Annotated in this window: 22 protein-coding genes; 16 read left to right on the forward strand and 6 right to left on the reverse strand. The window is 66.2% G+C overall.

The features are described 5' to 3' along the window. The first annotated feature begins 22 nt into the window (after positions 1-22). Positions 23-1,231: a M20 metallopeptidase family protein gene (locus AC0QC4_RS02665; RefSeq protein ID WP_483658167.1), complete on the forward strand. Its 1,209-nt coding sequence runs from the start codon at positions 23-25 to the stop codon at positions 1,229-1,231. Here AC0QC4_RS02665 and nadB read toward each other — a convergent pair. Both nadB and AC0QC4_RS02675 read right to left on the reverse strand, forming a co-directional pair. Next, complete coding sequence (gene nadB, locus AC0QC4_RS02670; protein WP_483658168.1) at positions 1,228-2,817, reverse strand: L-aspartate oxidase; 1,590 nt, start codon at positions 2,815-2,817, stop codon at positions 1,228-1,230. The two genes, AC0QC4_RS02665 and nadB, sit on opposite strands and share 4 nt — an antisense overlap. A gap of 4 nt (positions 2,818-2,821) precedes the next feature. Next, complete coding sequence (locus AC0QC4_RS02675) at positions 2,822-3,739, reverse strand: ABC transporter ATP-binding protein (protein WP_483658169.1); 918 nt, start codon at positions 3,737-3,739, stop codon at positions 2,822-2,824. A 119-nt stretch (positions 3,740-3,858) separates the two neighbouring features. Between AC0QC4_RS02675 and AC0QC4_RS02680 the strand changes: the two genes are divergently transcribed. The 12 genes from AC0QC4_RS02680 to AC0QC4_RS02735 all read left to right on the forward strand — a co-directional run bounded on the left by AC0QC4_RS02680 (position 3,859) and on the right by AC0QC4_RS02735 (position 13,667). Further along, entirely contained in the window at positions 3,859-4,446 is a 588-nt protein-coding gene (locus AC0QC4_RS02680; protein ID WP_483658170.1) for a DUF4402 domain-containing protein, read from the forward strand. Between the two features lie 62 nt (positions 4,447-4,508). After that, complete coding sequence (locus AC0QC4_RS02685; RefSeq protein WP_483658171.1) at positions 4,509-5,024, forward strand: DUF4402 domain-containing protein; 516 nt, start codon at positions 4,509-4,511, stop codon at positions 5,022-5,024. A 50-nt stretch (positions 5,025-5,074) separates the two neighbouring features. Further along, entirely contained in the window at positions 5,075-5,323 is a 249-nt protein-coding gene (locus AC0QC4_RS02690; protein ID WP_483658172.1) for a zinc-finger domain-containing protein, read from the forward strand. A 25-nt stretch (positions 5,324-5,348) separates the two neighbouring features. Further along, on the forward strand, positions 5,349-6,794 hold the full coding sequence (gene tldD, locus AC0QC4_RS02695) for a metalloprotease TldD (protein ID WP_483658173.1): 1,446 nt from the start codon (positions 5,349-5,351) through the stop codon (positions 6,792-6,794). Beyond that, positions 6,791-7,345 (forward strand): DUF924 family protein, encoded by a 555-nt coding sequence (locus AC0QC4_RS02700; RefSeq protein ID WP_483658174.1) that lies wholly within the window; start codon positions 6,791-6,793, stop codon positions 7,343-7,345. The genes tldD and AC0QC4_RS02700 overlap by 4 nt, the downstream gene beginning before the upstream one ends. A gap of 132 nt (positions 7,346-7,477) precedes the next feature. Continuing rightward, on the forward strand, positions 7,478-8,065 hold the full coding sequence (locus AC0QC4_RS02705) for a pyridoxamine 5'-phosphate oxidase family protein (protein WP_483658175.1): 588 nt from the start codon (positions 7,478-7,480) through the stop codon (positions 8,063-8,065). Between the two features lie 6 nt (positions 8,066-8,071). Further along, complete coding sequence (locus AC0QC4_RS02710; protein WP_483658176.1) at positions 8,072-8,281, forward strand: putative signal transducing protein; 210 nt, start codon at positions 8,072-8,074, stop codon at positions 8,279-8,281. Beyond that, the gene (locus AC0QC4_RS02715; RefSeq protein ID WP_483658177.1) at positions 8,278-8,976 is read left to right on the forward strand and encodes an endonuclease/exonuclease/phosphatase family protein; all 699 of its coding nucleotides are present in this window, start codon (positions 8,278-8,280) and stop codon (positions 8,974-8,976) included. The genes AC0QC4_RS02710 and AC0QC4_RS02715 overlap by 4 nt, the downstream gene beginning before the upstream one ends. 166 nt (positions 8,977-9,142) lie before the next feature. Further along, the gene (locus tag AC0QC4_RS02720; RefSeq protein ID WP_483658178.1) at positions 9,143-9,481 is read left to right on the forward strand and encodes a P-II family nitrogen regulator; all 339 of its coding nucleotides are present in this window, start codon (positions 9,143-9,145) and stop codon (positions 9,479-9,481) included. 50 nt (positions 9,482-9,531) lie between these two features. Continuing rightward, positions 9,532-11,037, forward strand: coding sequence for an ammonium transporter (locus tag AC0QC4_RS02725; RefSeq protein WP_483658179.1), 1,506 nt, complete (start codon positions 9,532-9,534; stop codon positions 11,035-11,037). 281 nt (positions 11,038-11,318) lie between these two features. Then, entirely contained in the window at positions 11,319-12,449 is a 1,131-nt protein-coding gene (locus tag AC0QC4_RS02730; RefSeq protein WP_483658180.1) for a serine hydrolase, read from the forward strand. A gap of 252 nt (positions 12,450-12,701) precedes the next feature. Then, the gene (locus AC0QC4_RS02735; protein WP_483658181.1) at positions 12,702-13,667 is read left to right on the forward strand and encodes a hypothetical protein; all 966 of its coding nucleotides are present in this window, start codon (positions 12,702-12,704) and stop codon (positions 13,665-13,667) included. Positions 13,668-13,774: 107 nt separating this feature from the next. Here AC0QC4_RS02735 and rplL read toward each other — a convergent pair whose 3' ends face one another. Further along, positions 13,775-14,149 carry a 50S ribosomal protein L7/L12 gene (gene rplL, locus AC0QC4_RS02740; protein ID WP_483658182.1) on the reverse strand — a complete coding sequence of 125 codons (375 nt, stop codon included), beginning with the start codon at positions 14,147-14,149 and terminating at the stop codon, positions 13,775-13,777. 63 nt (positions 14,150-14,212) lie between these two features. Beyond that, a complete protein-coding gene (rplJ, locus tag AC0QC4_RS02745; RefSeq protein WP_483658183.1) occupies positions 14,213-14,728 on the reverse strand; it encodes a 50S ribosomal protein L10 in 516 nt (171 codons plus the stop codon). 434 nt (positions 14,729-15,162) lie between these two features. On the opposite strand from rplJ, the gene AC0QC4_RS02750 reads away from it, so the two are divergent. Next, complete coding sequence (locus tag AC0QC4_RS02750) at positions 15,163-16,626, forward strand: B12-binding domain-containing radical SAM protein (protein WP_483658184.1); 1,464 nt, start codon at positions 15,163-15,165, stop codon at positions 16,624-16,626. Positions 16,627-16,666: 40 nt separating this feature from the next. After that, entirely contained in the window at positions 16,667-18,772 is a 2,106-nt protein-coding gene (locus tag AC0QC4_RS02755; protein WP_483658185.1) for a RelA/SpoT family protein, read from the forward strand. A gap of 125 nt (positions 18,773-18,897) precedes the next feature. On the opposite strand, the gene AC0QC4_RS02760 is transcribed toward AC0QC4_RS02755, so the two are convergent. Both AC0QC4_RS02760 and AC0QC4_RS02765 read right to left on the reverse strand, forming a co-directional pair. Further along, positions 18,898-19,392, reverse strand: coding sequence for a flavodoxin family protein (locus tag AC0QC4_RS02760; RefSeq protein ID WP_483658186.1), 495 nt, complete (start codon positions 19,390-19,392; stop codon positions 18,898-18,900). A 13-nt stretch (positions 19,393-19,405) separates the two neighbouring features. Continuing rightward, positions 19,406-20,056: a Crp/Fnr family transcriptional regulator gene (locus AC0QC4_RS02765; protein ID WP_483658187.1), complete on the reverse strand. Its 651-nt coding sequence runs from the start codon at positions 20,054-20,056 to the stop codon at positions 19,406-19,408. 107 nt (positions 20,057-20,163) lie between these two features. On the opposite strand from AC0QC4_RS02765, the gene AC0QC4_RS02770 reads away from it, so the two are divergent. After that, entirely contained in the window at positions 20,164-20,994 is an 831-nt protein-coding gene (locus AC0QC4_RS02770) for a TauD/TfdA dioxygenase family protein (RefSeq protein WP_483658188.1), read from the forward strand. Positions 20,995-21,033: the final 39 nt, after the last annotated feature.

Here is a 21,033-nt window from a genome sequence, read left to right on the forward strand (position 1 = left end):
TCTGAAAGGGCCCACTGTCCCCATGAACGCCCCCACCAACGCCTGGCATGCTGCCGCGACCACCATCCTGCCCGATCTCGTCGCGCTGCGCCGCGCCATCCATCGCGAGCCGGAGCTTGGCCTGCACAATCCGCTGACGCTGGCCAAGATCAAGGAGGCGCTGGCGGGGCTGCCGCTCAGCTTCCGCGAAGGGCCGTCGACCACCGGCCTCGTCGCCACGCTGGAATGTGGCGGCGGCAATGGACGGCGCGTGCTGCTGCGCGGCGACATGGACGCGCTGCCGCTGACTGAGGAGACGGGGGACGATTATGGCAGCACCATCGACGGCGCGATGCACGCCTGCGGGCATGACACGCATGTCGCGATGCTGGTCGGCGCCGCCAGGCTGCTCTGCGCGCGGCGGGAGGAACTGACCGGCACGGTGATGTTCATGTTCCAGCCGGGCGAGGAAGGGCATCATGGCGCGCGCTTCATGCTCGACGATGGCCTCATCGATCCGCTGCCCGATGCCGCCTTCGCGCTCCACATCATGCCCAACGCCCCGCACGGCCTGTTCGCCAGCAAGGGCGGCGCGCTGCTCGCCTCGTCGGACGTTCTGCGCATCGTGGTGAGGGGCGCGGGCGGCCACGCCTCGATGCCGCACGATGCGGTCGACCCCATTCCGGTCGCCTGCGCTATCGTCTCGGCGATCCAGACCATGGTCACCCGCCGCGTCTCGGTGTTCGATCCCGCGGTGGTGACGGTGGCGAAAATCAGCGCCGGCACCACCAACAACATCATCCCCGAAACCGCCGAGCTGCTCGGCACCATCCGCACCCTCAGCCCCGGCCAGCGTGCGCGGGTGGCGGACGAGCTGCGCCGCGTCGCGCCCAACATCGCGGCGGCGCATGGCTGCACGGCGGAGGTCGAGATCACCGAAGGCTTCCCGGTGACCATCTGTGACGGCCGCGCGGTCGATTTCGGCGCGGAAGTGGTACGCGACCTGTTCGGTGCCGACGCGTGGCGCCGCATGGAGCATCCGGTGATGGGGGCCGAAGATTTCGCCTATGTGCTGGAAAAGGTGCCCGGCGCGATGTTCTGGCTGGGCGCCAGCCACGAAGGCGCCGACTGGCGGACATGCTGCGGCCTCCACTCCAACCACATGGTCCTCGACGACAGCGTCATGGCCCGCGGCGCGGCCTGGCATGCAGGCGTGGCGGAGCGGTTTCTGGCGCAGGGGTTCGGGGGCTAAGGCACCAGCACCATATCCACCGCTTCAGCTGCCGTCGCCGGATAGTCGGTGGTATAATGCAGCCCGCGGCTTTCCCGCCGGCGCAGCGCGGAGCGGACGATCAGCCGGGCGACCTCCAGCAGATTGCGCAGCTCGATGAGGTCGGGGGTGACGCGGAAATTGCCGTAGTAATCGTCCACCTCCTGCGCGAGCAGGTTGACCCGGTGCATGGCGCGCTCCAGCCGCTTCGTGGTGCGCACGATGCCGACATAGTCCCACATGAAGCGGCGGATCTCGCGCCAGTTGTGCTGGACGATCACTTCCTCGTCGGGTTCGGTCACGCGGCTTTCGTCCCAGCCACGGATCGGTGGCGGAACCGGCAGCGCGTCGAAGCGGGCGATGATGTCGCGCGCCGCCGCCTCGCCATAGACGAAGCATTCGAGCAGCGAGTTGGAGGCGAGGCGGTTGGCACCGTGCAGGCCGGTCATCGTCACTTCGCCCGCGGCATAGAGCCCGGGCAGGTCGGTGCGCCCGGCCTTGTCCACCATCACCCCGCCGCAGGTATAATGCTGCGCCGGCACCACCGGGATGGGCTCACGCGTGATGTCGATGCCGAGACCGATCAGCTTGTCGTAGATGTTGGGGAAATGGCCCCTCACGAAATCGGCAGGCATGTGGCTGATGTCGAGGTGGACATAGTCGAGGCCATAGCGCTTGATCTCGGCGTCGATGGCGCGGGCGACGACATCGCGCGGTGCCAGCTCCAGCCGCGGGTCGTAATATTGCATGAAATGCTTGCCGGTCTGCGGGTTGACCAGCTTGCCGCCCTCGCCGCGCAACGCCTCGGTGATCAGAAAATTCTTGACCTCCAGATTGTAAAGGCAGGTCGGGTGGAATTGCATGAACTCCATGTTGGCGACGCGCGCACCCGCGCGCCACGCCATGGCGATGCCGTCCCCGGTGGCGCCGCGCGGTGCGGTGCTGAACAGATAGGCGCGCCCCGCCCCGCCGGTGGCGAGGATGGTGGCGCGCGCGGTCAGCGTCTCCACCGCGCCGGTCGCCCGGTTGAAGGCATAGAGGCCCCAGACATGGCCGGCCCCGGAAAATTGCTCCTGATGGCGGCCGGTGATCAGGTCGATGGCGACCATATCGGGTTTCAGCACGATATTGGGATTGGCCGCCGCCGCTTTTTCCAGCGCACGCTGCACCGCCGCGCCGGTCGCGTCGTCGACATGGACGATACGCCGCGCGCTGTGCCCGCCCTCGCGGGTCAGGTGCCAGCGTTCGCCCAGTGAAACATCGCCGCCGTTGAACGGCACGCCAAGATCGGCCAGCCGCTCGATCGCGGCGGGCGCATTCTCGACCACGAATTCGACGACATCGCGCTGGTTGAGCCCCGCGCCCGCGACCATCGTGTCCTCGATATGGCTTTCGAACGTATCGCCGGGTTCGAGCACCGCCGCGATCCCGCCCTGTGCCCAGGCCGTGGAGCCATCGCTGAGCGCCCCCTTGGCCAGCACCAGCACACGATGCCGGTCCGCCAGCGTCAGCGCGGCGGTAAGGCCAGCCGCGCCCGAACCGATGATGATGACGTCGTAAACCGACACCGGGTCACGCCGCCCGGGTCAGTTGCACGAACACGTCCTCAAGATCCGCCTCGCGCGTCGAGACGTCGACAATCTTCAGGCCGGCCGCGGTTGCCGCCGCCAGCACGTCGCCCGCGTTGGCGTGGTCCTTGTTGTAGCTGATGGTGATTTCGTGCGCCCCGGTCTGCTCGACCTTCTCGAAACTGCCATGGTCGGGCAGCGTGGTGACGTCGCCGGAAAGGGTCAGCACCACCGCCTTTTCCCGCGCCATGCCGACCAGCTCGCGCGTCGGCTTGTCGGCGATGACGCGGCCGTGGTTGATGATGGCGATACGATCGCACAGCTCCTCGGCTTCCTCGAGATAGTGGGTGGTAAGCACCACCGTCACGCCCTCGCGATTGAGCTGGCGGACATAATTCCAAAGCTGCTCGCGCAGGTCGATGTCGACGCCGGCGGTCGGCTCGTCGAGCACGATGATCGGCGGCGAGTGCACCAGCGCCTTGGCCACCAGCAGGCGGCGCTTCATGCCCCCCGACAGGGTGCGGGCATAAGCATTGGCCTTGTCTTCCAGCCCGACTGCGCGCAGCAGTTCCAGGCTGCGCCGCTTGCCCTTGGGCACGCCATACAGGCCTGCAACCAGTTCCAGCGTCTCCATCGGCGTGAAGAAGGGATCGAACACGATCTCCTGCGGGACTATGCCGATCGACGCCTTGGCGTTGCGCGGATCGGCATCGATGTCGAAGCCCCAGATGGTGGCCCGGCCGGAGGTCTTGCGTACCATGCCCGACAGAATGTTGATCGTCGTCGATTTGCCCGCGCCATTGGGGCCGAGCAGGCCGTAGATCATGCCGCGCGGAATGGTGAGGCTGACATCGTCGAGGGCTCGCTTGCCCCCTGCATAGACTTTGCAAAGGGATTCGATGGTCAGGGCGGCGTCTGTCATGCCCCAGCGCTTAGCGCGTCGCCGGTGCAAAGCGCAAATGCAGATACGCCGAAGGTAAAGCGTCCATTTACCATCACCGGAAACCACCCGTGCAGATGGCCTGTGCCATAGCGGCTTCCATGGGGACCAGACCATATCCTGCGCGAGGCAATTCGCGCATCCACCGCATGTGGGCGGGCGCGCTTTGCGCCGTGACGCTTGCCGTCGCGGCACAACCCGCCGAGGCGCAGCAGACGCAGGGGCCGACGCGCACGCGCCAGGCCGAAGCCAAGTCGATCGTGCTGCGCCAGCTGTCCTTCTTCCGCGTGCAGGATCTCGATTTCGGTGACATTATCCCCGGCCCGACGGCAGGAGTCGTGCGCATCCTGCCCGATGGTACCCGCACCGTCACCGGCGGGGTAACCGTTGTCGGCAACACCCACCAGCCTGCCCGCTTTGCCGGGCTCGGCAGCGTCAACCAGCAGGTGCTGATCAGCGTGTCGGCCAACACCATCCAGCTGACCGGACCGGGCGCACCGATGACCCTGTCGCAGTTCGAGATCGGCTCGTCACCGACCGCCATCCTCTCGACCACGCCAACCCGCTTCCGCATTACCAGCACCAACGGCCAGTTCAATTTCCCGGTCGGCGGGCGGCTGGCTGTGGGCGCCAATCAGGCCGCGGGCAACTACAGCGGCACATTTTCGATAACGCTGGATTACCAGTAGTTTCTCCAATCTTTACCAAATACCGACAGGGCGCTTTCATCCAGCCGGGCTAGGATGGCGCGGTGACCAGACGACTGCCAACCACCTTGCGCGCCGCGCTGATGTCGGCTCTGGCCGTTGCATGGCCGGCCTGCGCGTCGGCCGCGAACGGCACGGCTATCGGGCGCAGTATCGTGCTGAACCGCTTCGAGGTAACCAATACTCAGGACCTCGACTTCGGCGATCTCGCTTCCGGCGCTACGACCGGACGGGCAACGGTCGACGCCAGCACCGATGCCCTGACCGTTACAGGCGGGGTTGCCCGGCTTGGCGGGACACCCAATGCTGCGGTGTTTTACGCGGCTGGCGTCGTCAACCGGGTCTTCATCGTTCAGATCCCGACCGGGACCATAACCCTGTCCAACGGCAGCGGCGGGACTATGACGGTCAGCAACTGGACCACCAACGGCGGTACCAACCGCAACCTCGGCCCGACCGGCGTGGCGGTGATCCGCGTCGGGGCAAGGCTCAACGTCGGTGCCAACCAGGCCAGTGGCACCTATAGCGGCACATTCAACCTCACCGTTGTTTATCCTTGAACGACTGAAGCCGATTGCCCGGCGCGCGCCGCAATGATAATCGCGCCGCCATGATTCAGCCGCCCGAAACCATCCGCACCGACAGCGCCCGCGTTTCCTGCATGGGGGCCAGCGACGTCGCCGGGACCGCGCTCGGCCACCCGCGCGTGTGGCTGCAGATCGATCCGGCGGACGGCTATGTCGATTGCGGCTATTGCGATCGCCGGTTCATTCTGATTGGCGGCGTGGCCGACGGGGTCGCGCAGACCGGCGCGGACACCGGCCACAGCCAGGCCGCCGACCGCAGCTCTGGTCTTTGATCGCAGCCTGCCCCATATCGGCGGGATGACAGCAGCACTCGATCCCCGCGCCTTTCTCTACCGCCCTGACCGGCTTGACCCCGACGATGCGGCCCGGTTGACCGCACAGGCGCTGTCAGGCGCAGAGGATGGCGAGCTCTACCTGCAGTATAAGCTCAGCGAGTCGCTCGGCTTCGACGACGGACAGCTCAAGACCGCGGATTATTCGACCGACGCCGGCTTCGGCCTGCGCGCGGTATCGGGCGAGATGACCGGTTTCGCCCAGGCCGGGGAGATCAGTGCCGATGCCATCCGCCGGTCGATGGCGACGCTGCGCCTGATCGATCCGGCCAACCAACCGGCCGCCGCGCCGCCGCCGCGCACCAATCGCCATCTCTACAGCGACATGAACCCGCTCGATCTGGTGCCCTTTGCCGACAAGGTGGCGCTGTGCCAGCAGGTCGACGCCGCCGCGCGGGCCCGCGATCCCAGAGTGGTGCAGGTGTCGGTCGGGCTGGTCGGCACGTGGAGCGTGGTCGAGATCGTCCGCGCCGACGGCTTTGTCGCCACCGATGTACGCCCGCTGGTGCGGCTCAATGTCAGCATCGTCGTCGAGGAGAAGGGGCGGCGGGAGAGCGGCAGCTTCGGCATCGGCGGACGGCGGATGTACGATGACCTGTTCGCCCCCGAGACATGGAACCGCGGGATCGACAAGGCGCTGGCGCAGGCGCTGAACAATCTCGGTTCGGTCGATGCACCGGCGGGCGAGATGACCGTGCTGCTCGGCCCCGGCTGGCCCGGCATCATCCTCCACGAAGCGATCGGCCACGGCCTCGAAGGCGATTTCAACCGCAAGGGCACCAGCGCCTTTTCCGGCCGCATCGGACAGCGCGTCGCCGCGCCCGGCGTGACCGTGGTCGATGACGGCAGCCTCTCCTCCCCCGTCTCCGGCGGACGGCGCGGATCGCTGACCATCGATGACGAAGGCACCCCGACGCGTGAGACGGTGCTGATCGAGGACGGCATCCTGCGCGGTTACATGCAGGACCGGATGAACGCGCGGCTGATGGGCATGGAACCGACCGGCAACGGCCGCCGCGAAAGCTACGCCCACGCGCCCATGCCGCGCATGACCAACACCTTCATGAAAGCCGGGCGGGACGACCCCGCCGAACTGCTCTCCCGCGTCAAGGACGGCATCTACTGCACCAGCTTCGGCGGCGGACAGGTCGACATCGTCTCGGGCAAATTCACCTTCTCCTGCACCGAGGCGTGGCGCGTGAAGAACGGGCGGATCGGCGATGCGATCAAGGGCGCGACACTCATCGGCGACGGGCCGGAAGTGCTGAAGCGCGTCATCGGCATCGGCAACGATCTCGAACTCGACGAAGGCATCGGCGTCTGCGGCAAAGGCGGCCAGGGCGTACCCGCCGGCGTCGGCCAGCCGACCCTGCTGATCGAAGGCATAACGGTGGGCGGAACCGCGGCGTGAGCGCCGTCCCGGACGACTGGCCCGATCAGCTGCTGCGCTTCTGGTTCGACGAGCATATGCGCGATGATTGGTTCGGTGGCGGTGCCGATTTCGATGCCGATGTCGCCGAACGGTTCGGCGACTGGCGCGAGGACCTGCGCGCGCAGCCGGTCGAGACCTTCACCATCGGCGCCGCGACCGCGCTCGCCGCGGTGCTGCTGTTCGATCAGGTACCGCGCAACATGCATCGCGGCAACGCAGAGGCCTTTGCCACCGACGAACTGGCGCTCGCCATTGCGCGTGCGGCGGTGGCGCGCGGCTTTGATGAGGCGTTGACCACCGACCAGCGCCTTTTCCTCTACCTGCCCTTCGAACATAGCGAAGACATCGACGACCAGCGCGAGTCGCTGCGGCTGATGGGTTCGCTGGACAACCCCGAATATCTCGACTTCGCGCAGCAGCATTTCGCCATCGTCAAACGCTTCGGCCGCTTCCCGCATCGCAACGCCGCGCTGGGAAGGGCAGACCGGCCCGGGGAAGCAGAAGCCGTGGCGGCGGGCGGGGGTTGGTAGCCCCGGTTGCCAATCACCGGCATTCTACTATTCGTCGTTCTCGCGACGGCAGGAATCCACCCGATCGCGCATCAGGCGCGGACAGGCGATGGATTCCCGCCTTCGCCGGAATCACGATGACAGGGCTATCCCATGGAATTCACCGACACGCTCACCGCCGATCATCGTGCCTTCATCGCCAGGCAGCCGATGTTCTTTACCGCCACCGCTGCTGCCGAGGGCCGCATCAACCTGTCACCCAAGGGATATGATGCCTTCCGCATCCTCGCCGACGACCGGGTGGCCTATCTCGACCTCGGCGGGTCGGGCAATGAGACGCATGCCCATCTGGCGGCGGCCCAACCAGACCAGGGTCGCATTACCATCATGTTCTGCGCCTTCGATCGCACCGCGCTGATCCTGCGCATCTATGGCCGGGGCAGGCCGGTGCTGCCGCAGGATGCGGACTGGGAGGCGCTGGCCGGGCATTTCACCTTGCTGCCCGGCACCCGCCAGATTTTCGACATCCGCGTGGACAGTGTCCAGACCAGTTGCGGCTGGGGCGTGCCGATGATGGCGCTGGAGCGCGAGCGCCCGACGCTGAAGAAGGCGCATGCCCAATCCGACCCCGAAAAATGGGCCGCCAAGATGGCAACACGCACCCGCAGCATCGACGGACTGCCCACCCGCGCCACCGATCGCTTCATCGCCGGGGATGCGTCCGCGATGTCAGGTGACTGACCGGTCATGAGCCTTGTCGAGCTGGCGCGCTTCGCCAACGCCCATGAAGCCGAACTGGCGCGCGGAAGGCTGGAAAGTGTCGGCATCCCGGCCTTCTGTTTCGACGGCAGCATGAACATCGGCGAAGGTGTCGGCTTCCTCATCCCGGTGCGGCTGATGGTGCTGCCCGAACAGCGGGACGAGGCCGCGGCGGTGCTGCGCGAGGCCATGCCGTGAGGCTGCGGGTCGCCAGCTACAACATCCGCAAAGCCGTGGGATTGGACCGGCGGCGCGACCCGGAACGCATCCTTACCGTGCTCAAGGAAATCGGGGCGGACATTGTCGCCCTGCAGGAGGCGGACCGCCGGTTCGGCCAGCGCCATTCCTGCCTGCCGCTGGCGATGATCGACGATCATGGCCTGTACAAGCCAGTGCCGCTCGATACGCGCCCGGACAGCATCGGCTGGCACGGCAATGCACTGCTGGTGCGCAAGGAGGTCGAGGTGCGCGACGCAGCGATCGTGCCGCTGCCGACGCTCGAACCGCGCGGGGCGATCAGGGCCGATCTCGTGATCGGCGGGCGCGACGTCCGCGTTGTCGGCATGCATCTCGATATCTCGGGCATCCGCCGCCGCCAGCAGGTTCGCACCATCCTCGCGCATGTGGAGGCGTGCCCGCACCGCTGCCCGACCGTGCTGATGGGGGATCTCAACGAATGGTCCCCGACCGGCGGCGCACTGCGTGAATTTGCCGGATGCCAGATCCTGGCCCCTGGCCGCAGCTTCCACAGCCGCCAGCCGATGGCCATGCTCGATCGCATCATCCTGTCAGGTCCGGTCCGGGCGGATGCCAGCGGGGTGCACCACAGCGCCCTCAGCGCCCGCGCATCGGACCATCTGCCGGTCTGGGCTGACGTCATAATCGACGATTGACCCGGACCGCTGCCTGAAAAACAGGCAGCACTGCTTCGCAGCTGCACAAAATTTCAGGTGCTTGCGCAACTTTTCCCGTCAGAATGGCCCTGATCCGACGCATTGATGCGTCTGGCACGCCCATTGCATCGCTTTGCTGTGCAGCAGCACTGACAAAGGGGGGCGCATGCGACTGATCATAGCCATCATCAAGCCGTTCAAGCTGGACGAGGTGCGCGAGGCGCTCACCGGCCTCGGCGTCAGCGGGATGACCGTGACCGAGGTCAAGGGCTTCGGGCGGCAAAAGGGGCAGACCGAGATTTATCGCGGTGCCGAATATGCCACCAATATGGTGCCCAAGGTGAAAATCGAACTGGTCTGCGACGCTGCCATCGCGCCGCGCGCGGTGGAGGTGATCCAGCAGACCGCCGGCACCGGCAACATCGGCGACGGCAAGATTTTCGTGCTCGACGTGGCCGAGGCCGTCCGCATCCGCACCGGCGAAACCGGGGAGGCCGCGCTGTGACCGCACCGTTTCCGGACCATGACGCATCAACCATAAAGGACCACAGGGGAATGCAGCGACTATTTGCACGAACCGCCGCAATCGGTGCGGCGGCCACGGCCTTGGTATCGAGCGCGGCCAGCTGGGCTGCTGCCGCCACCGAGGCCGCGACCACTGCCGCTGGCGATGCCGCGACCGCAGCCGCCGCCACCGTCGCCGCGGCCGCAGACGGGCCGATCAAGGCGCCGACCGTCGAACAAATGGCAGGCATGGTCGACAAGGGCGACACCACCTGGATGCTGATCAGCTCGGCGCTGGTGCTGCTGATGTCGATCCCGGCGCTGGCGCTGTTCTACGGCGGGCTTGTCCGCACCAAGAACATGCTGAGCATCCTGATGCAGGTGTTCATGATTGTAAGCGTCGCCGCGCTCGTTTGGGTCGGCTGGGGCTACAGCATGGCCTTCACCTCCACCGGCACGCCCTTCCCGGCTCTGGTCGGCGGGCTCGACAAGGCATTCCTTGCCAACGTCAATGCCGGCACCTTTGCCGCGACGTTCAGCAACAATGTCTACATTCCCGAATATGCGTTCATCGTCTTCCAGATGACCTTTGCCTGCATCACGCCGGCGCTGATCGTCGGCGCGTTCGCGGAGCGGGTGAAGTTCACGCCGCTGATCATCTTCACGGTGCTGTGGCTGACGCTCGCCTATTTCCCGATCGCCCACCAGGTTTGGTACTGGGCGGGTCCGGACTTCCTGCCCGATGCGCCGACCGATGCCGGTCTGCTGTGGGGCTGGGGCGCGCTCGACTTCGCCGGCGGCACCGTGGTGCACATCAATGCCGGTATTGCCGGCCTGGTCGGCTGCCTCATCGTCGGCAAGCGGGTCGGTTACGGCAAGGAAGCAACCCCGCCGCACAGCCTGACCATGACCATGATCGGCGCTTCGCTGCTGTGGGTGGGCTGGTTCGGCTTCAACGCCGGGTCCAACCTCGAAGCCAATGGCCTCGCCGCGCTGGCCTTCATCAACACCTTCGTCGCCACGGCTGCCGCCGCTGTCGCCTGGTGCCTGATCGAGCAGTTCCACCACGGCAAGCCGTCGCTGCTCGGCGCGGTCACGGGTGCTGTCGCCGGTCTGGTTGCGATCACCCCGGCGAGCGGTTTCGCGGCCCCGATGACCTCGATCCTGCTCGGCTTCGCGGCTTCCGGCTTCTGCTACCTGTTCGTCGCTTTCGTGAAGAACAAGCTGGGCTATGACGACACGCTCGACGTGTTCGGCGTGCACGGCGTGGGCGGCATCGTCGGCGCGATCGGCACAGCCATCGTCGCCGATCCGGCGCTCGGCGGGCAGGGCTTCTTCGACTATACTGTCTTCCCGGCAGTGGCAGGCACCTATGACATGGGTGCCCAGCTGATCACGCAGATCAAGGCCGTAGCCTGGACCGTGATGTGGACCGCCCTCGTCTCGGCCGTCCTCTTCTACGGTCTCAAATTCACCATCGGCCTGCGTCCCAGCGAGGAAGGCGAGCGCGAAGGTCTCGACCTCACCGATCATGGGGAACGTGCCTACAATTATTGAGATCAACAGCTCGGGGGCCGTCGCCGCTCCGTCCTCTCTCCCTTCCCTAACGGAACGGAAGCGGCCCCCAACCGAGGTTCCTCCTGCGAACCGCCTGGCCCGGAGCGAGAGCTCCGGGCCATTTTTTTATGATGCATGCGCGGCGACTGCGGCCGTCCGCAGCAACGGGCATGTCCGCAACAACGCTTCGTCGTGCTGAGAGAATCGTTCGTCGCAGCCGGCCTAGGTGCGGCGGGCAAAAGGCGGGCAGACAGGGGCCATCGGGAGGCAAGACAGAATCGATGGGCAGCAACAGGCATAAGGCAAGCGCGCTGATGATGGCGGTAGCGGCGCTGGCGCTTGCCGCCTGCGCCGGTACGGTGCCGCAAACGCGCGCGCCGACGCCGCCGGTCGCCAGCACCACCGGGGACCGGCCCTGGTCGCCGCAACCGCTGCCGCAGCAGCCCGCACCGGCGCCGTCGCGCTTCGATCCCGGCGTCAGCCGCCCGCCAGCGGGACTGGAGCCGGTGATCCATGAAATCTGGCGGACCTTCCCCGGTCGCACCGGCATCGCCATCCGCCGCATCGACGGCGACTGGCTGGTCTCGCGGCGCGGTGCCGAATTTTTCCCGCAGCAGAGCGTCTCCAAATTATGGGTGTCGCTGACGTTGCTCGACCGGGTTGATCGCGGCGAGGTGAGCCTGTCCGATCGCATCGCCATCACCCCCGACGATCTGACGCTGTTCCACCAGCCGCTGGCAGCGCGGGTGCGGCGCGAGGGGCAGGTGCAGGAGACGGCCGCCGCGTTGCTCGATCTTGCCATCACTGGCAGCGACAACAGTGCCAATGACGCGCTGCTGCGACACGCCGGCGGGCCGGACGCCGTGCGGCGCTTCATCGAGCGACACGAGCTTGGCCGCATCCGCTTCGGCCCCGGCGAGCGACTGTTGCAGAGCCGGATCGCCGGACTCGACTGGCAGCAGCGCTATTCGGCGGGCAACAGCTTCCAGGTGGCGCGTGAGGCGCTGCCGCTCGCCATCCGCCAGCAGGCGCTGCAGCGCTATCTGGCGGATCCGGAAGACGGCGCAAGCCCCGACGCGATCGTGACGGCGCTGGCGCGGCTGGCGCGGGGCGAGCTGCTGTCACCGGCATCGACACAACTGATCATCGACACCATGCACCGTACCCGCAGCGGACCGCAGCGGCTCCGCGCCGGCGTTCCGGCCGGTTGGCAGGTCGCGCACAAGACCGGAACCGGGCAGGTGCTCGGCGCGGTATCCACTGGCTATAACGATATCGCCATCCTCACCGCGCCCGATGGCACGCGTTACGCTGTCGCGGTGATGATTGCCGACACTACCGCCAGCATCCCGCAGCGCATGGCGATGATGCAATCCGTAAGCCGTGCGGTCGCGCAATTCCACGGGCAGTAAGGCAAGGCCGCACCAAAGCTGAACCAGCGTGACAGACCCGCAGTGCTGAGTGTGTCGAAACACGCCCCTGCGATAAGTGCTCCTATACCGATCCGGAGACGGTCTAGGGCCAAGCGCCCTAGACGATGCTTGACGGCCCGATCCGGCTGAACGGCAAATGAACCAGATCGGTTCGTCGCGCCAGTGCCACCGCTGGTCGGCAAAAATGGCGACGGGTCGCGTCGCTAGTGCGGCAAGGCGCGTTGAGCGGGCATGACACAGAAAGCCCCCCTCTCCCTTCGCACGGCCAGCGCCGCGATTGCCGCGGTGCTGGCCCTCCCTTCCACCAGCGTGCTCGCGCAGGAGCTGACCTCGCCGGCCGCGACACCGACGACCTCCGCGCCGCAGATCATCCTGCCGCAACCGGTGCCGCCGACCGAGCCGACACAGCCGGCGCCGGGCGAGACCATCCCCCAGCCGCCGCCCGCGCCGGTGGCCGCCGAGCCCACCGCTGCGCCGGTCGCAGCGGCACCGGCTCGCCGCACCCCGCCCGCCGCCAGTCGCGCTGCCCCCCGCAACGCCGCCGTGACAGCGGCTCCTGCCCCGATACAGTCGGCTGACGAAACCTCTGCTCCAGCAGTTACACAGCTCCCCGGTGAAGACAGCGGCGCCGTAACCGCACCGCCGTTCATCGATGAGCCGGTCGCCCCCGCTACCGTGTCGACCGGGAGCATCAGCGACGATGGCCTGTCGGCCACCGAGCTGGGCCTGATCGGCGGTGCCTTGGCGATCGGCGGAATCGTCGGCGTGGCGCTGCTCAACCGCCGACGCCGGGACCCTGACGCGCCGCCATTCGACGTGATTGCCGCCAGCAACGCACCGCCGCCGCCGGTCCCGCAGCCCCGCGCCGAGGTGCCGATGCCGGCTGTCGCGCCTGCAGCCGCAGCGGCAACGCACGCCGCCGCGCCGGTCCGTCAGCCGCAGATGCAGGCGCAGACCAGCGTCCCGCCCAGCATCGGCCCGCGCAGCCCCAAACCACGCAGCACGGCGGTCGGTCGTCATGAGGCGATGGTCGATGACGGTCCCACGGCCGAAAATCCGTTCCTGACCCGCCGCAACCGCCTGCGCCGCGCGCGCTTCCTCGACAAGCAGGAGCAGCAGGCGCGCGAAAGTGCGGTCGGCGGGGATGACTGGCTGGACGATTACCGGCGCCAGTATCGCGCGACGCCCGCCCGCTGAACGTAGCGCCTGCCGCGCGCCACGCACCCCGGACGGGCAAACAAAAAGGGCGCCTCCCTCGCGGGGGGCGCCCTTTTCGTGTCACTCCGCCCTGGCGGGCGAGAAGATTACTTGAGCTCGACGGTACCGCCGGCAGCTTCGATCTTCTTCTTGAGTTCTTCGGCTTCAGCCTTGCTGACGCCTTCCTTGACGGCCTTCGGCGCGCCTTCGACCAGCGCCTTGGCTTCGCCCAGGCCCAGACCGGTGATCGCGCGGACTTCCTTGATGACGTTGATCTTGTTGCCACCGTCGCCGGTCAGGATCACGTCGAATTCGGTCTTTTCTTCTTCGGCCGGAGCAGCGGCAGCAGCCGGGCCAGCAGCGACGGCAACAGCGGCAGCAGCCGAAACGCCCCACTTTTCTTCCAGCATCTTCGACAGCTCAGCGGCTTCGAGGACGGTCAGAGCCGACAGGTCTTCAACAATCTTGGCGAGATCAGCCATTTTCTTCACTCCATGTCTTTCATGCCGGCGCAGCGTGCGCGCGGGCTGGTTCACTCAAACGGATTATGCGTCTTCCTTGGCCGCGTAGGCGCCGAACACGCGGGCCAGCTGGCCTGCGGGTGCTGCGGCGATCTGCGCCAGCTTGGTCGCCGGGGCCTGTACCAGGCCGACGATCTTCGCGCGGAGCTCATCGAGCGACGGCAGTTCGGCCAGAGCCTTGACGCCGTTCACATCGAGCACGGTATCGCCCATGCCGCCGCCGACGATTTCGAACTTGTCGGTCGTCTTGGCGAACTCGACCGCGATCTTGGCGGCAGTGACGGGGTCGTCACTGGTCGCAAGTCCGGTCGGACCGGTCAGCATGTCGCCGATACCGGTATAGGCGGTGCCTTCGAGCGCGATCTTGGCAAGACGGTTCTTGGTGACCTTGAAGCTGGCACCAGCGTCGCGCATCTTGTTCCGGAGAGCCATCGACTGGGCGACAGTCATGCCGTGGTTGCGGGTTACCACAACCGCGCCGGCTCCGGACAAGGTTTCACGCAACGCGGCGACAACGTCGGCCTTCTGATTGCGGTCCATGCCATTCCTTTCACTCATGCAGCGGAATTTGACCCCCGCTGCGGCTAAAACAGGCGGAGGGCTTGCGCGGGAAAACCCGGCGCGCCAACCGCCATTCTTCTCATCCGTGGGGAATGGTCATGCCGGCGCGAAGGCCAGCGAACGCCGGAGGTGCCGCCAGATTATGCGGCATCCGGTGAAAGACATGTCCCCGTCTAGGCTGGCAATTTAAGGAGCCATCCTTCCCGCAAAGGGAAGAAGCGCCCCACCAACTGTCTCGGACGGTGACGGCGGGCAGACCCGCCGGTCGCGGCTGCCCATAGCCATATGGCTGCCAGAGTCAATCGATTAGGCTTAAGGGGTCTGCACATAGATTTCACACGCCGCCCAATAACGCTGCATCGCCCGGCGTTATCCGCCTTGCCGCACCACGCTAGGAGGAATTGGACGTGAGAGTGAAATTCATCCTGCCAGCGCTCACGGAAGCGAAGAGCCCTTTCTGGCGCCCGATCAAATATTCATTGTTCCCGCCGCTCGGTTTGGCAACGCTCGCGGCTTTTCTGGCTCCCGATGACGAAGCGGAGTTGGTCGACGATCATGTCGAAACTCTGCACATCGACGATTGCCCCGACCTTGTCGTGATCCAGGTGTACATCACCAATGCCTATCGCGCTTACTCTTTGGCCGATCACTACCGAGCCAAGGAAAGTTTTGTCGTGCTCGGCGGGCTGCACGTTACGTCGCTGCCCGAAGAAGCTGCCGCGCATGCCGACACCATCTTCATCGGCCCGGGCGAGCAGACCTTTCCCGCCTTTCTCGCCGATTTCAGGGCAAAGCGGCCCTTGCGACGATATGCATCGACTGCAGGGCGCTCAATCGAAGGCCTTCCGCCGATCCGACGGGACCTGATCAAACGGCATTTGTATCTCGTCCCAAATTCCATCACTGTCACACGCGGCTGCCCACAGCATTGCGACTTTTGCTACAAGGACGCCTTCTTCGCCGGTGGGATCAGCTATTATGCCCAACGTGTCGATGAGGCGCTGGCCGAGATCGACCGTCTGCCCGGGCGACATCTATACTTTCTTGACGACCATCTGTTCGGCAACCGGCGTTTTGCAGAAGGATTGTTCGACGGGATGCGCGGCATGGGGCGGTTGTTTCAGGGTGCGGCAACGGTGGACTCGATCCTGCGCGGCGATCTGGTGGACCGTGCCGCCCGCGCGGGCCTCCGAAGCCTGTTTGTTGGCTTCGAAACTTTCTCGCCCGATAATCTCAAGGCCAGCAACAAGAAGCAAAATCTCTCGCGCGACTATGCGGCAGTGGCGCGGCGGCTCAGCGATCTCGGCATCATGATCAACGGATCATTCGTCTTCGGAATGGACGATGACGGACCAGATGTGTTCGCTCGCACCGTCGACTGGGCAATCAACAACGGCGTGACCACCGCCACTTTCCATATCCAGACGCCCTATCCCGGAACCAGGCTCTATCAGACTCTCGCAGCACAAGGCCGGATCACTGTGCATGACTGGGACCGCTACGACACCCGCCATGTTGTGTACCGACCAGCGCGACTTACGGCAGAGGAGCTCAAAGAAGGCTATGATCGTGCATACCGCGACTTCTACAGCTGGTCCAATATCGCGCGGGGGGCGGCGACGCACGACGGACTCAAGCATCGCGCCAAGCATTTCTTCTACGCAGGGGGCTGGAAGAAATTCGAACCGCTGTGGAACGCAGTGATCAAGACGCACCGGTTGTCGAATATGACCCCTCTGCTTGAAGGCGTATTGTCGAAGGTCACTTCGAAGCGCCACCGCATCAGCGGCGCGGCGCCGTATCGAACACCCACTACTTCGGACAATGGCAGCAGGCAGCCCCGGCCAGCCCTGCAGAGTCAAGCAGAACAGCAATAAAGCGGTTGCAACGGGCATCGGAAACGACAACCTTGGGGACATGCTGCGCCAGTACCAACTTGTCGAAAAAGTGCGGGACTATGACCCCGATGCCGATGAGGATGCGCTGAACCGTGCCTATGTTTTCACGGTGCAGAAGCATGGCAGCCAGAAGCGCGCCAGCGGCGACCCCTATTTCAGCCACCCGATCGAGGTCGCCGGCCTGCTGACCGACCTCAAGATGGATCAGGAAACCATCATCACCGCGATGCTCCACGATACGCTGGAGGATACGCTGACCACGCACGAGGAAATCGAGCGATTGTTCGGGGAAGAGGTGGCGCGGCTGGTCGATGGCGTCACCAAGCTGAGCCAGATCGAGCAGAAGGAGATTTCCGCCGAGACCGAGCGCGAGAAGGCGGCGGAGAATCTGCGCAAGTTCCTGCTGGCGATGTCCGACGACATCCGTGTCCTGCTGGTCAAGCTGGCCGACCGGCTGCACAACATGCGCACGCTGCATTTCATCCCCAAGCCGGAAAAGCGCCGCCGCATCGCCCGCGAGACGCTGGATATCTACGCGCCGCTCGCCGAGCGCATCGGCATGTACGAATTCATGCGCGAGATGCAGCTGCTCGCCTTCAAGGAACTTGAGCCCGATGCCTATGCCAGCATCACCGGCCAGCTCGACAAGCTGACCCGCGGCGGCATCGACCGGGTGGAGAAGATCAGCGAGGAGCTGCGCACGCTGCTCGCCGCCAACGGCATCGAGGCCGAGGTCAAAGGCCGCGCCAAGCACCCCTATTCGGTGTGGCGCAAGATGCAGGAGCGGCACGTCAGCTTCGAGCAGGTCACCGACATCATGGCGTTCCGCGTCATCACGCCCAGCCCGGACGACTGCTACCGCGCGATGGGCATCATCCACCGCAAGTGGAAGATGGTGCCCGGCCGGTTCAAGGATTTCATCTCGACGCCCAAGCGCAACGGCTATCAATCGCTGCACACGACGGTGATGCGCGGCGAGAACATGCGCGTCGAAATCCAGATCCGCAGCCGCGACATGCACCGCCAGGGCGAGTTCGGCCTGGCCGCGCACTGGGCCTACAAGCAGGGCACCCGCCCCGACGGGCAGGCGAGCTGGATCCGCGACCTCGTCGAGATTCTCGACACCGCGCAGGATGCCGACGAGCTGCTCGAACACACCCGCATGGCGATGTACCAGGACCGGATCTTCGCCTTCACCCCCAAGGGCGCGCTGCACCAGCTGCCCAAGGGCGCGACGCCGGTCGACTTTGCCTATGCCGTGCACACCCGGCTGGGCGACAGGACGGTGGGGGCCAAGGTCAATGGCCGGCTGGTGCCGCTGCGCACCCAGCTCAACAATGGCGACACCGTCGAAATCCTGGTGTCCGACAAGCAGACGCCCGAGCCTGCGTGGATGGGCTTTGTCGCCACCGGCAAGGCGCGCGCCGCCATCCGCCGCCATGTGCGCGGCAAGGAGCGGGGCGAGACCATCGCGCTGGGCAAGAGCCTGTTCGACGACATCGTCCGCCGCCTGCCGGTCAAGGTGGGGGACAAGGCGATCGCCAGCGCGCTCGAACGGCTGAAGCTGCCCGATATCGCCGAGCTGCATTTCGCCATCGGCCGCCAGCGGCTGAGCGACACTGTGGTGATGGAGGCGCTGGTGCCCGGCGTCGTCGCCGACATGAAGCGCGCCGGCGTCAAGATCGGCCCGCCCCGCCCGATCACCATCGAAGGGCTGACCCCGGGGGTCGCCTATACGCTCGCCGATTGCTGCCATCCGGTGCCGGGGGACCGCATCGTCGGCCTGTCGCGCCCCAATGAGGGGATCGAAATCCACGCCATCGACTGTGAAGCGCTGGCCAATGGCGAGGATGCCGACTGGATCGACGTGCGCTGGCAGGCGGACAGCGAAGGCGGCACCGCGCGCCTGCTGGTGGTGGTCAAGAACGAGCCGGGCACGCTCGCGGAAGTCAGCGGCATCATCGCCCGCGCCGGAGCCAATATCGTCAACCTGCGCCTGTCATCGCGCGAGGGGGGGTTCCACAGCTACGATGTCGGGCTGGAGGTGAAGGACGTCCAGCATCTGATGAGCATCCTCTCCACGCTGCGCGCCTCCGATGCGGTGATGACGGCAGACCGGGGGTAGCGCCGGGACGGCCAGTCAAGAGGCCGTCATTGCGAGCGCAGCGAAGCAATCCAGGGTCGGCGCAAACCGGTCTGGATTGCTTCGCTGCGCTCGCAATGACGATAGGGTCTGGGCACTGTGGCGCCTCAGAATATGCCCATCGCCAGACCGGCCGCCATTGCCGCGCCCAAATCTCGCGCCTTTTCCAGATCGGCGGCTGGCACCGTCTTGTCCGCCAGAATCGCCTCGGGCGTATCCGCACCGGTGCGCACGATCAGCGGTTCGGCGACTGGCTTGAGGCGCCAGCCGGTGGCGATGCGCTGCCACTGGCGCACCGCACCCTCGCCATCGGTACCTGCGGCAATGACCAGCGCATAGGCGCGGCCCTCGATGCGGCCGAGCAGCGGATAGTAAAGGCGGTCGGCCATTTCCTTCATGGCGCCGGACATGCTGGCGAGATTTTCAGGACAGGCGAAGACGAAGCCGTCTGCCGCCAGTCCATCCTCGGCCCTGACATCGCTGGCGGCGATCAGGCGGACCGTGACATCCTCTGCGATCGCCAATGCGCCATCCCGCACCGCTTCGGCGAGGGCGCGGGCGGTGCCGGTGCGGCTGTGCCAGGCGATCAGGAGCGTGGGCATGGGAGCTTATCCATCATCGCGCATATCGCATCAATCCGGGCCTGTTAGTCACGGTAACGTTACGATAACCGCGCGCGATCAGGCCCTGCGCTTCCAGCGTGGCGAGATGCGCGTTGACCGCCTTGCGCGACAGGCCAGTGAGCTCGCCGAGATCGGCCTGGCCGAGCGGCACTGCCGCGCCTTGCGCAAATTGCAGCAGCCGGGCGGCGACCCGCGCCAGCGGCGCGAGGGTGAGTTGCTGGGCAAGCGCGACCAGCGCGGCGTCGAGCTGGCCATGCACCGCCTCGCTGAGCGCGCGCCACATGTGCGGTTGCTCCGCCGCAATGCGCTCCATCGCCCGATCGGACAGCAATAGCGCACGGGTCGGGCGGGCGGCGCGGGCGGAGACGATGCGCGAGGCCGCTCCGCCCATGCGCGAACGGCCGAACACGCTGCCGCCCGGCATCAGCCCGATCAGCGCCGCGCGATCCTCCCCCACCGGCAGCTCAAGCCGCAGCAGGCCGTCGCGGATCAGCCACAGGCCGGTATCCTCGTCGCCCTCCAGATAGGCGGTCTGCCCGGCCGCAAGCGTGACGGCACGCAGTTGCGCCAGCATTGCGGCGCGCAGGGCCTGCGGCTGGTGGCGGAACCAGCCGATGGGGGCGAGATCGGCATCGGTGAGCATCGGACAAATTGTTACCAAAGTGACAGTGTTTGTCGAGCCGCGCGCTATCCTGCCCCCGTCCCGTAGCGACCCGACCAGCGGCCGCGCGGGCGGGAACGGGAGAGACGATGATGCGGATGCAACCGCTGGCCGAGCATGTCGGCATGGAAATCAGCGACTTCGACATGACCAGCGCCGACGCGGCGGGCCTGTCGGCGATCAAGGCGGCGGTGGCCGACCATGGCGTGGTGGTACTGCGCGACCAGATGCTGAGCCCCGAACAGCATATCGCCTTTGCCAAGGCGTGGGGCGGGATCGACGTGAACAATTATTTCCCGGCCAACGGCGGCTATCCGGAGATTGCCGAGGTGCGCAAGGCCGAGACGCAGATGGTCAATATCGGCGGCGGCTGGCACACCGACCATAGCTATGACCAGATCCCCGCAATGGGATCGATCCTGGTGGCGCGCGAGCTGCCGCCGGTGGGTGGCGACACGCTGTTCGCCAGCATGGGCGCGGCCTATGACGCGCTGTCCGAGGGGCTGAAAGCGACGCTGGCAACGCTGACGGCGGTGCATTCCGCCGACCATATCTATGGCCATGACGGGGTATATGCGAAGACCGACCAGGCCGGCGACCTCAAGGGCCACGACCTCAAGACCCGCGCCGTGCATCCCGTGGTGATCCGCCATCCGGTGACGGGGCGGCGACTGCTCTACGTCAATCCGGCCTTCACCCTGCATTTCGAGGGCTGGACCCGCGCCGAGAGCCTGCCGCTGCTGACCTATCTCTATGAGGTAGCGATGCGCGAGGCGCATCAATGCCGGGTACAGTGGCAGCCCGGATCGGTGGCGATCTGGGACAACCGCTCGACCTGGCACTTCGCGCAGAACGACTATCATGGCCACAGGCGGGTGATGCACCGGATTACGCTGACGGGGGAGCCGATCGGGGCGTGAGGGGGGCTCTGGCCCACCCCCGGCCCCTCCCGAAAGCGG

The sequence above is a fragment of the Sphingomonas sp. jy18 genome (genome assembly GCF_056931895.1).

Bases quoted from the DNA above. Each gene is read 5' to 3' on its own strand.
- AC0QC4_RS02735 (WP_483658181.1), top strand. From the start codon at position 12,702: ATGACACAGAAAGCCCCCCTCTCCCTTCGCACGGCCAGCGCCGCGATT.
- AC0QC4_RS02705 (WP_483658175.1), top strand. From the start codon at position 7,478: ATGGAATTCACCGACACGCTCACCGCCGATCATCGTGCCTTCATCGCC.
- AC0QC4_RS02730 (WP_483658180.1), top strand. From the start codon at position 11,319: ATGGGCAGCAACAGGCATAAGGCAAGCGCGCTGATGATGGCGGTAGCG.
- AC0QC4_RS02755 (WP_483658185.1), top strand. From the start codon at position 16,667: ATGCTGCGCCAGTACCAACTTGTCGAAAAAGTGCGGGACTATGACCCC.
- tldD (WP_483658173.1), top strand. From the start codon at position 5,349: ATGACAGCAGCACTCGATCCCCGCGCCTTTCTCTACCGCCCTGACCGG.
- AC0QC4_RS02690 (WP_483658172.1), top strand. From the start codon at position 5,075: ATGATTCAGCCGCCCGAAACCATCCGCACCGACAGCGCCCGCGTTTCC.
- AC0QC4_RS02770 (WP_483658188.1), top strand. From the start codon at position 20,164: ATGATGCGGATGCAACCGCTGGCCGAGCATGTCGGCATGGAAATCAGC.
- AC0QC4_RS02765 (WP_483658187.1), bottom strand. From the start codon at position 20,056: ATGCTCACCGATGCCGATCTCGCCCCCATCGGCTGGTTCCGCCACCAG.
- rplJ (WP_483658183.1), bottom strand. From the start codon at position 14,728: ATGGACCGCAATCAGAAGGCCGACGTTGTCGCCGCGTTGCGTGAAACC.
- AC0QC4_RS02675 (WP_483658169.1), bottom strand. From the start codon at position 3,739: ATGACAGACGCCGCCCTGACCATCGAATCCCTTTGCAAAGTCTATGCA.
- AC0QC4_RS02680 (WP_483658170.1), top strand. From the start codon at position 3,859: ATGGGGACCAGACCATATCCTGCGCGAGGCAATTCGCGCATCCACCGC.
- AC0QC4_RS02710 (WP_483658176.1), top strand. From the start codon at position 8,072: ATGAGCCTTGTCGAGCTGGCGCGCTTCGCCAACGCCCATGAAGCCGAA.
- rplL (WP_483658182.1), bottom strand. From the start codon at position 14,149: ATGGCTGATCTCGCCAAGATTGTTGAAGACCTGTCGGCTCTGACCGTC.
- AC0QC4_RS02760 (WP_483658186.1), bottom strand. From the start codon at position 19,392: ATGCCCACGCTCCTGATCGCCTGGCACAGCCGCACCGGCACCGCCCGC.
- AC0QC4_RS02725 (WP_483658179.1), top strand. From the start codon at position 9,532: ATGCAGCGACTATTTGCACGAACCGCCGCAATCGGTGCGGCGGCCACG.
- AC0QC4_RS02720 (WP_483658178.1), top strand. From the start codon at position 9,143: ATGCGACTGATCATAGCCATCATCAAGCCGTTCAAGCTGGACGAGGTG.
- AC0QC4_RS02665 (WP_483658167.1), top strand. From the start codon at position 23: ATGAACGCCCCCACCAACGCCTGGCATGCTGCCGCGACCACCATCCTG.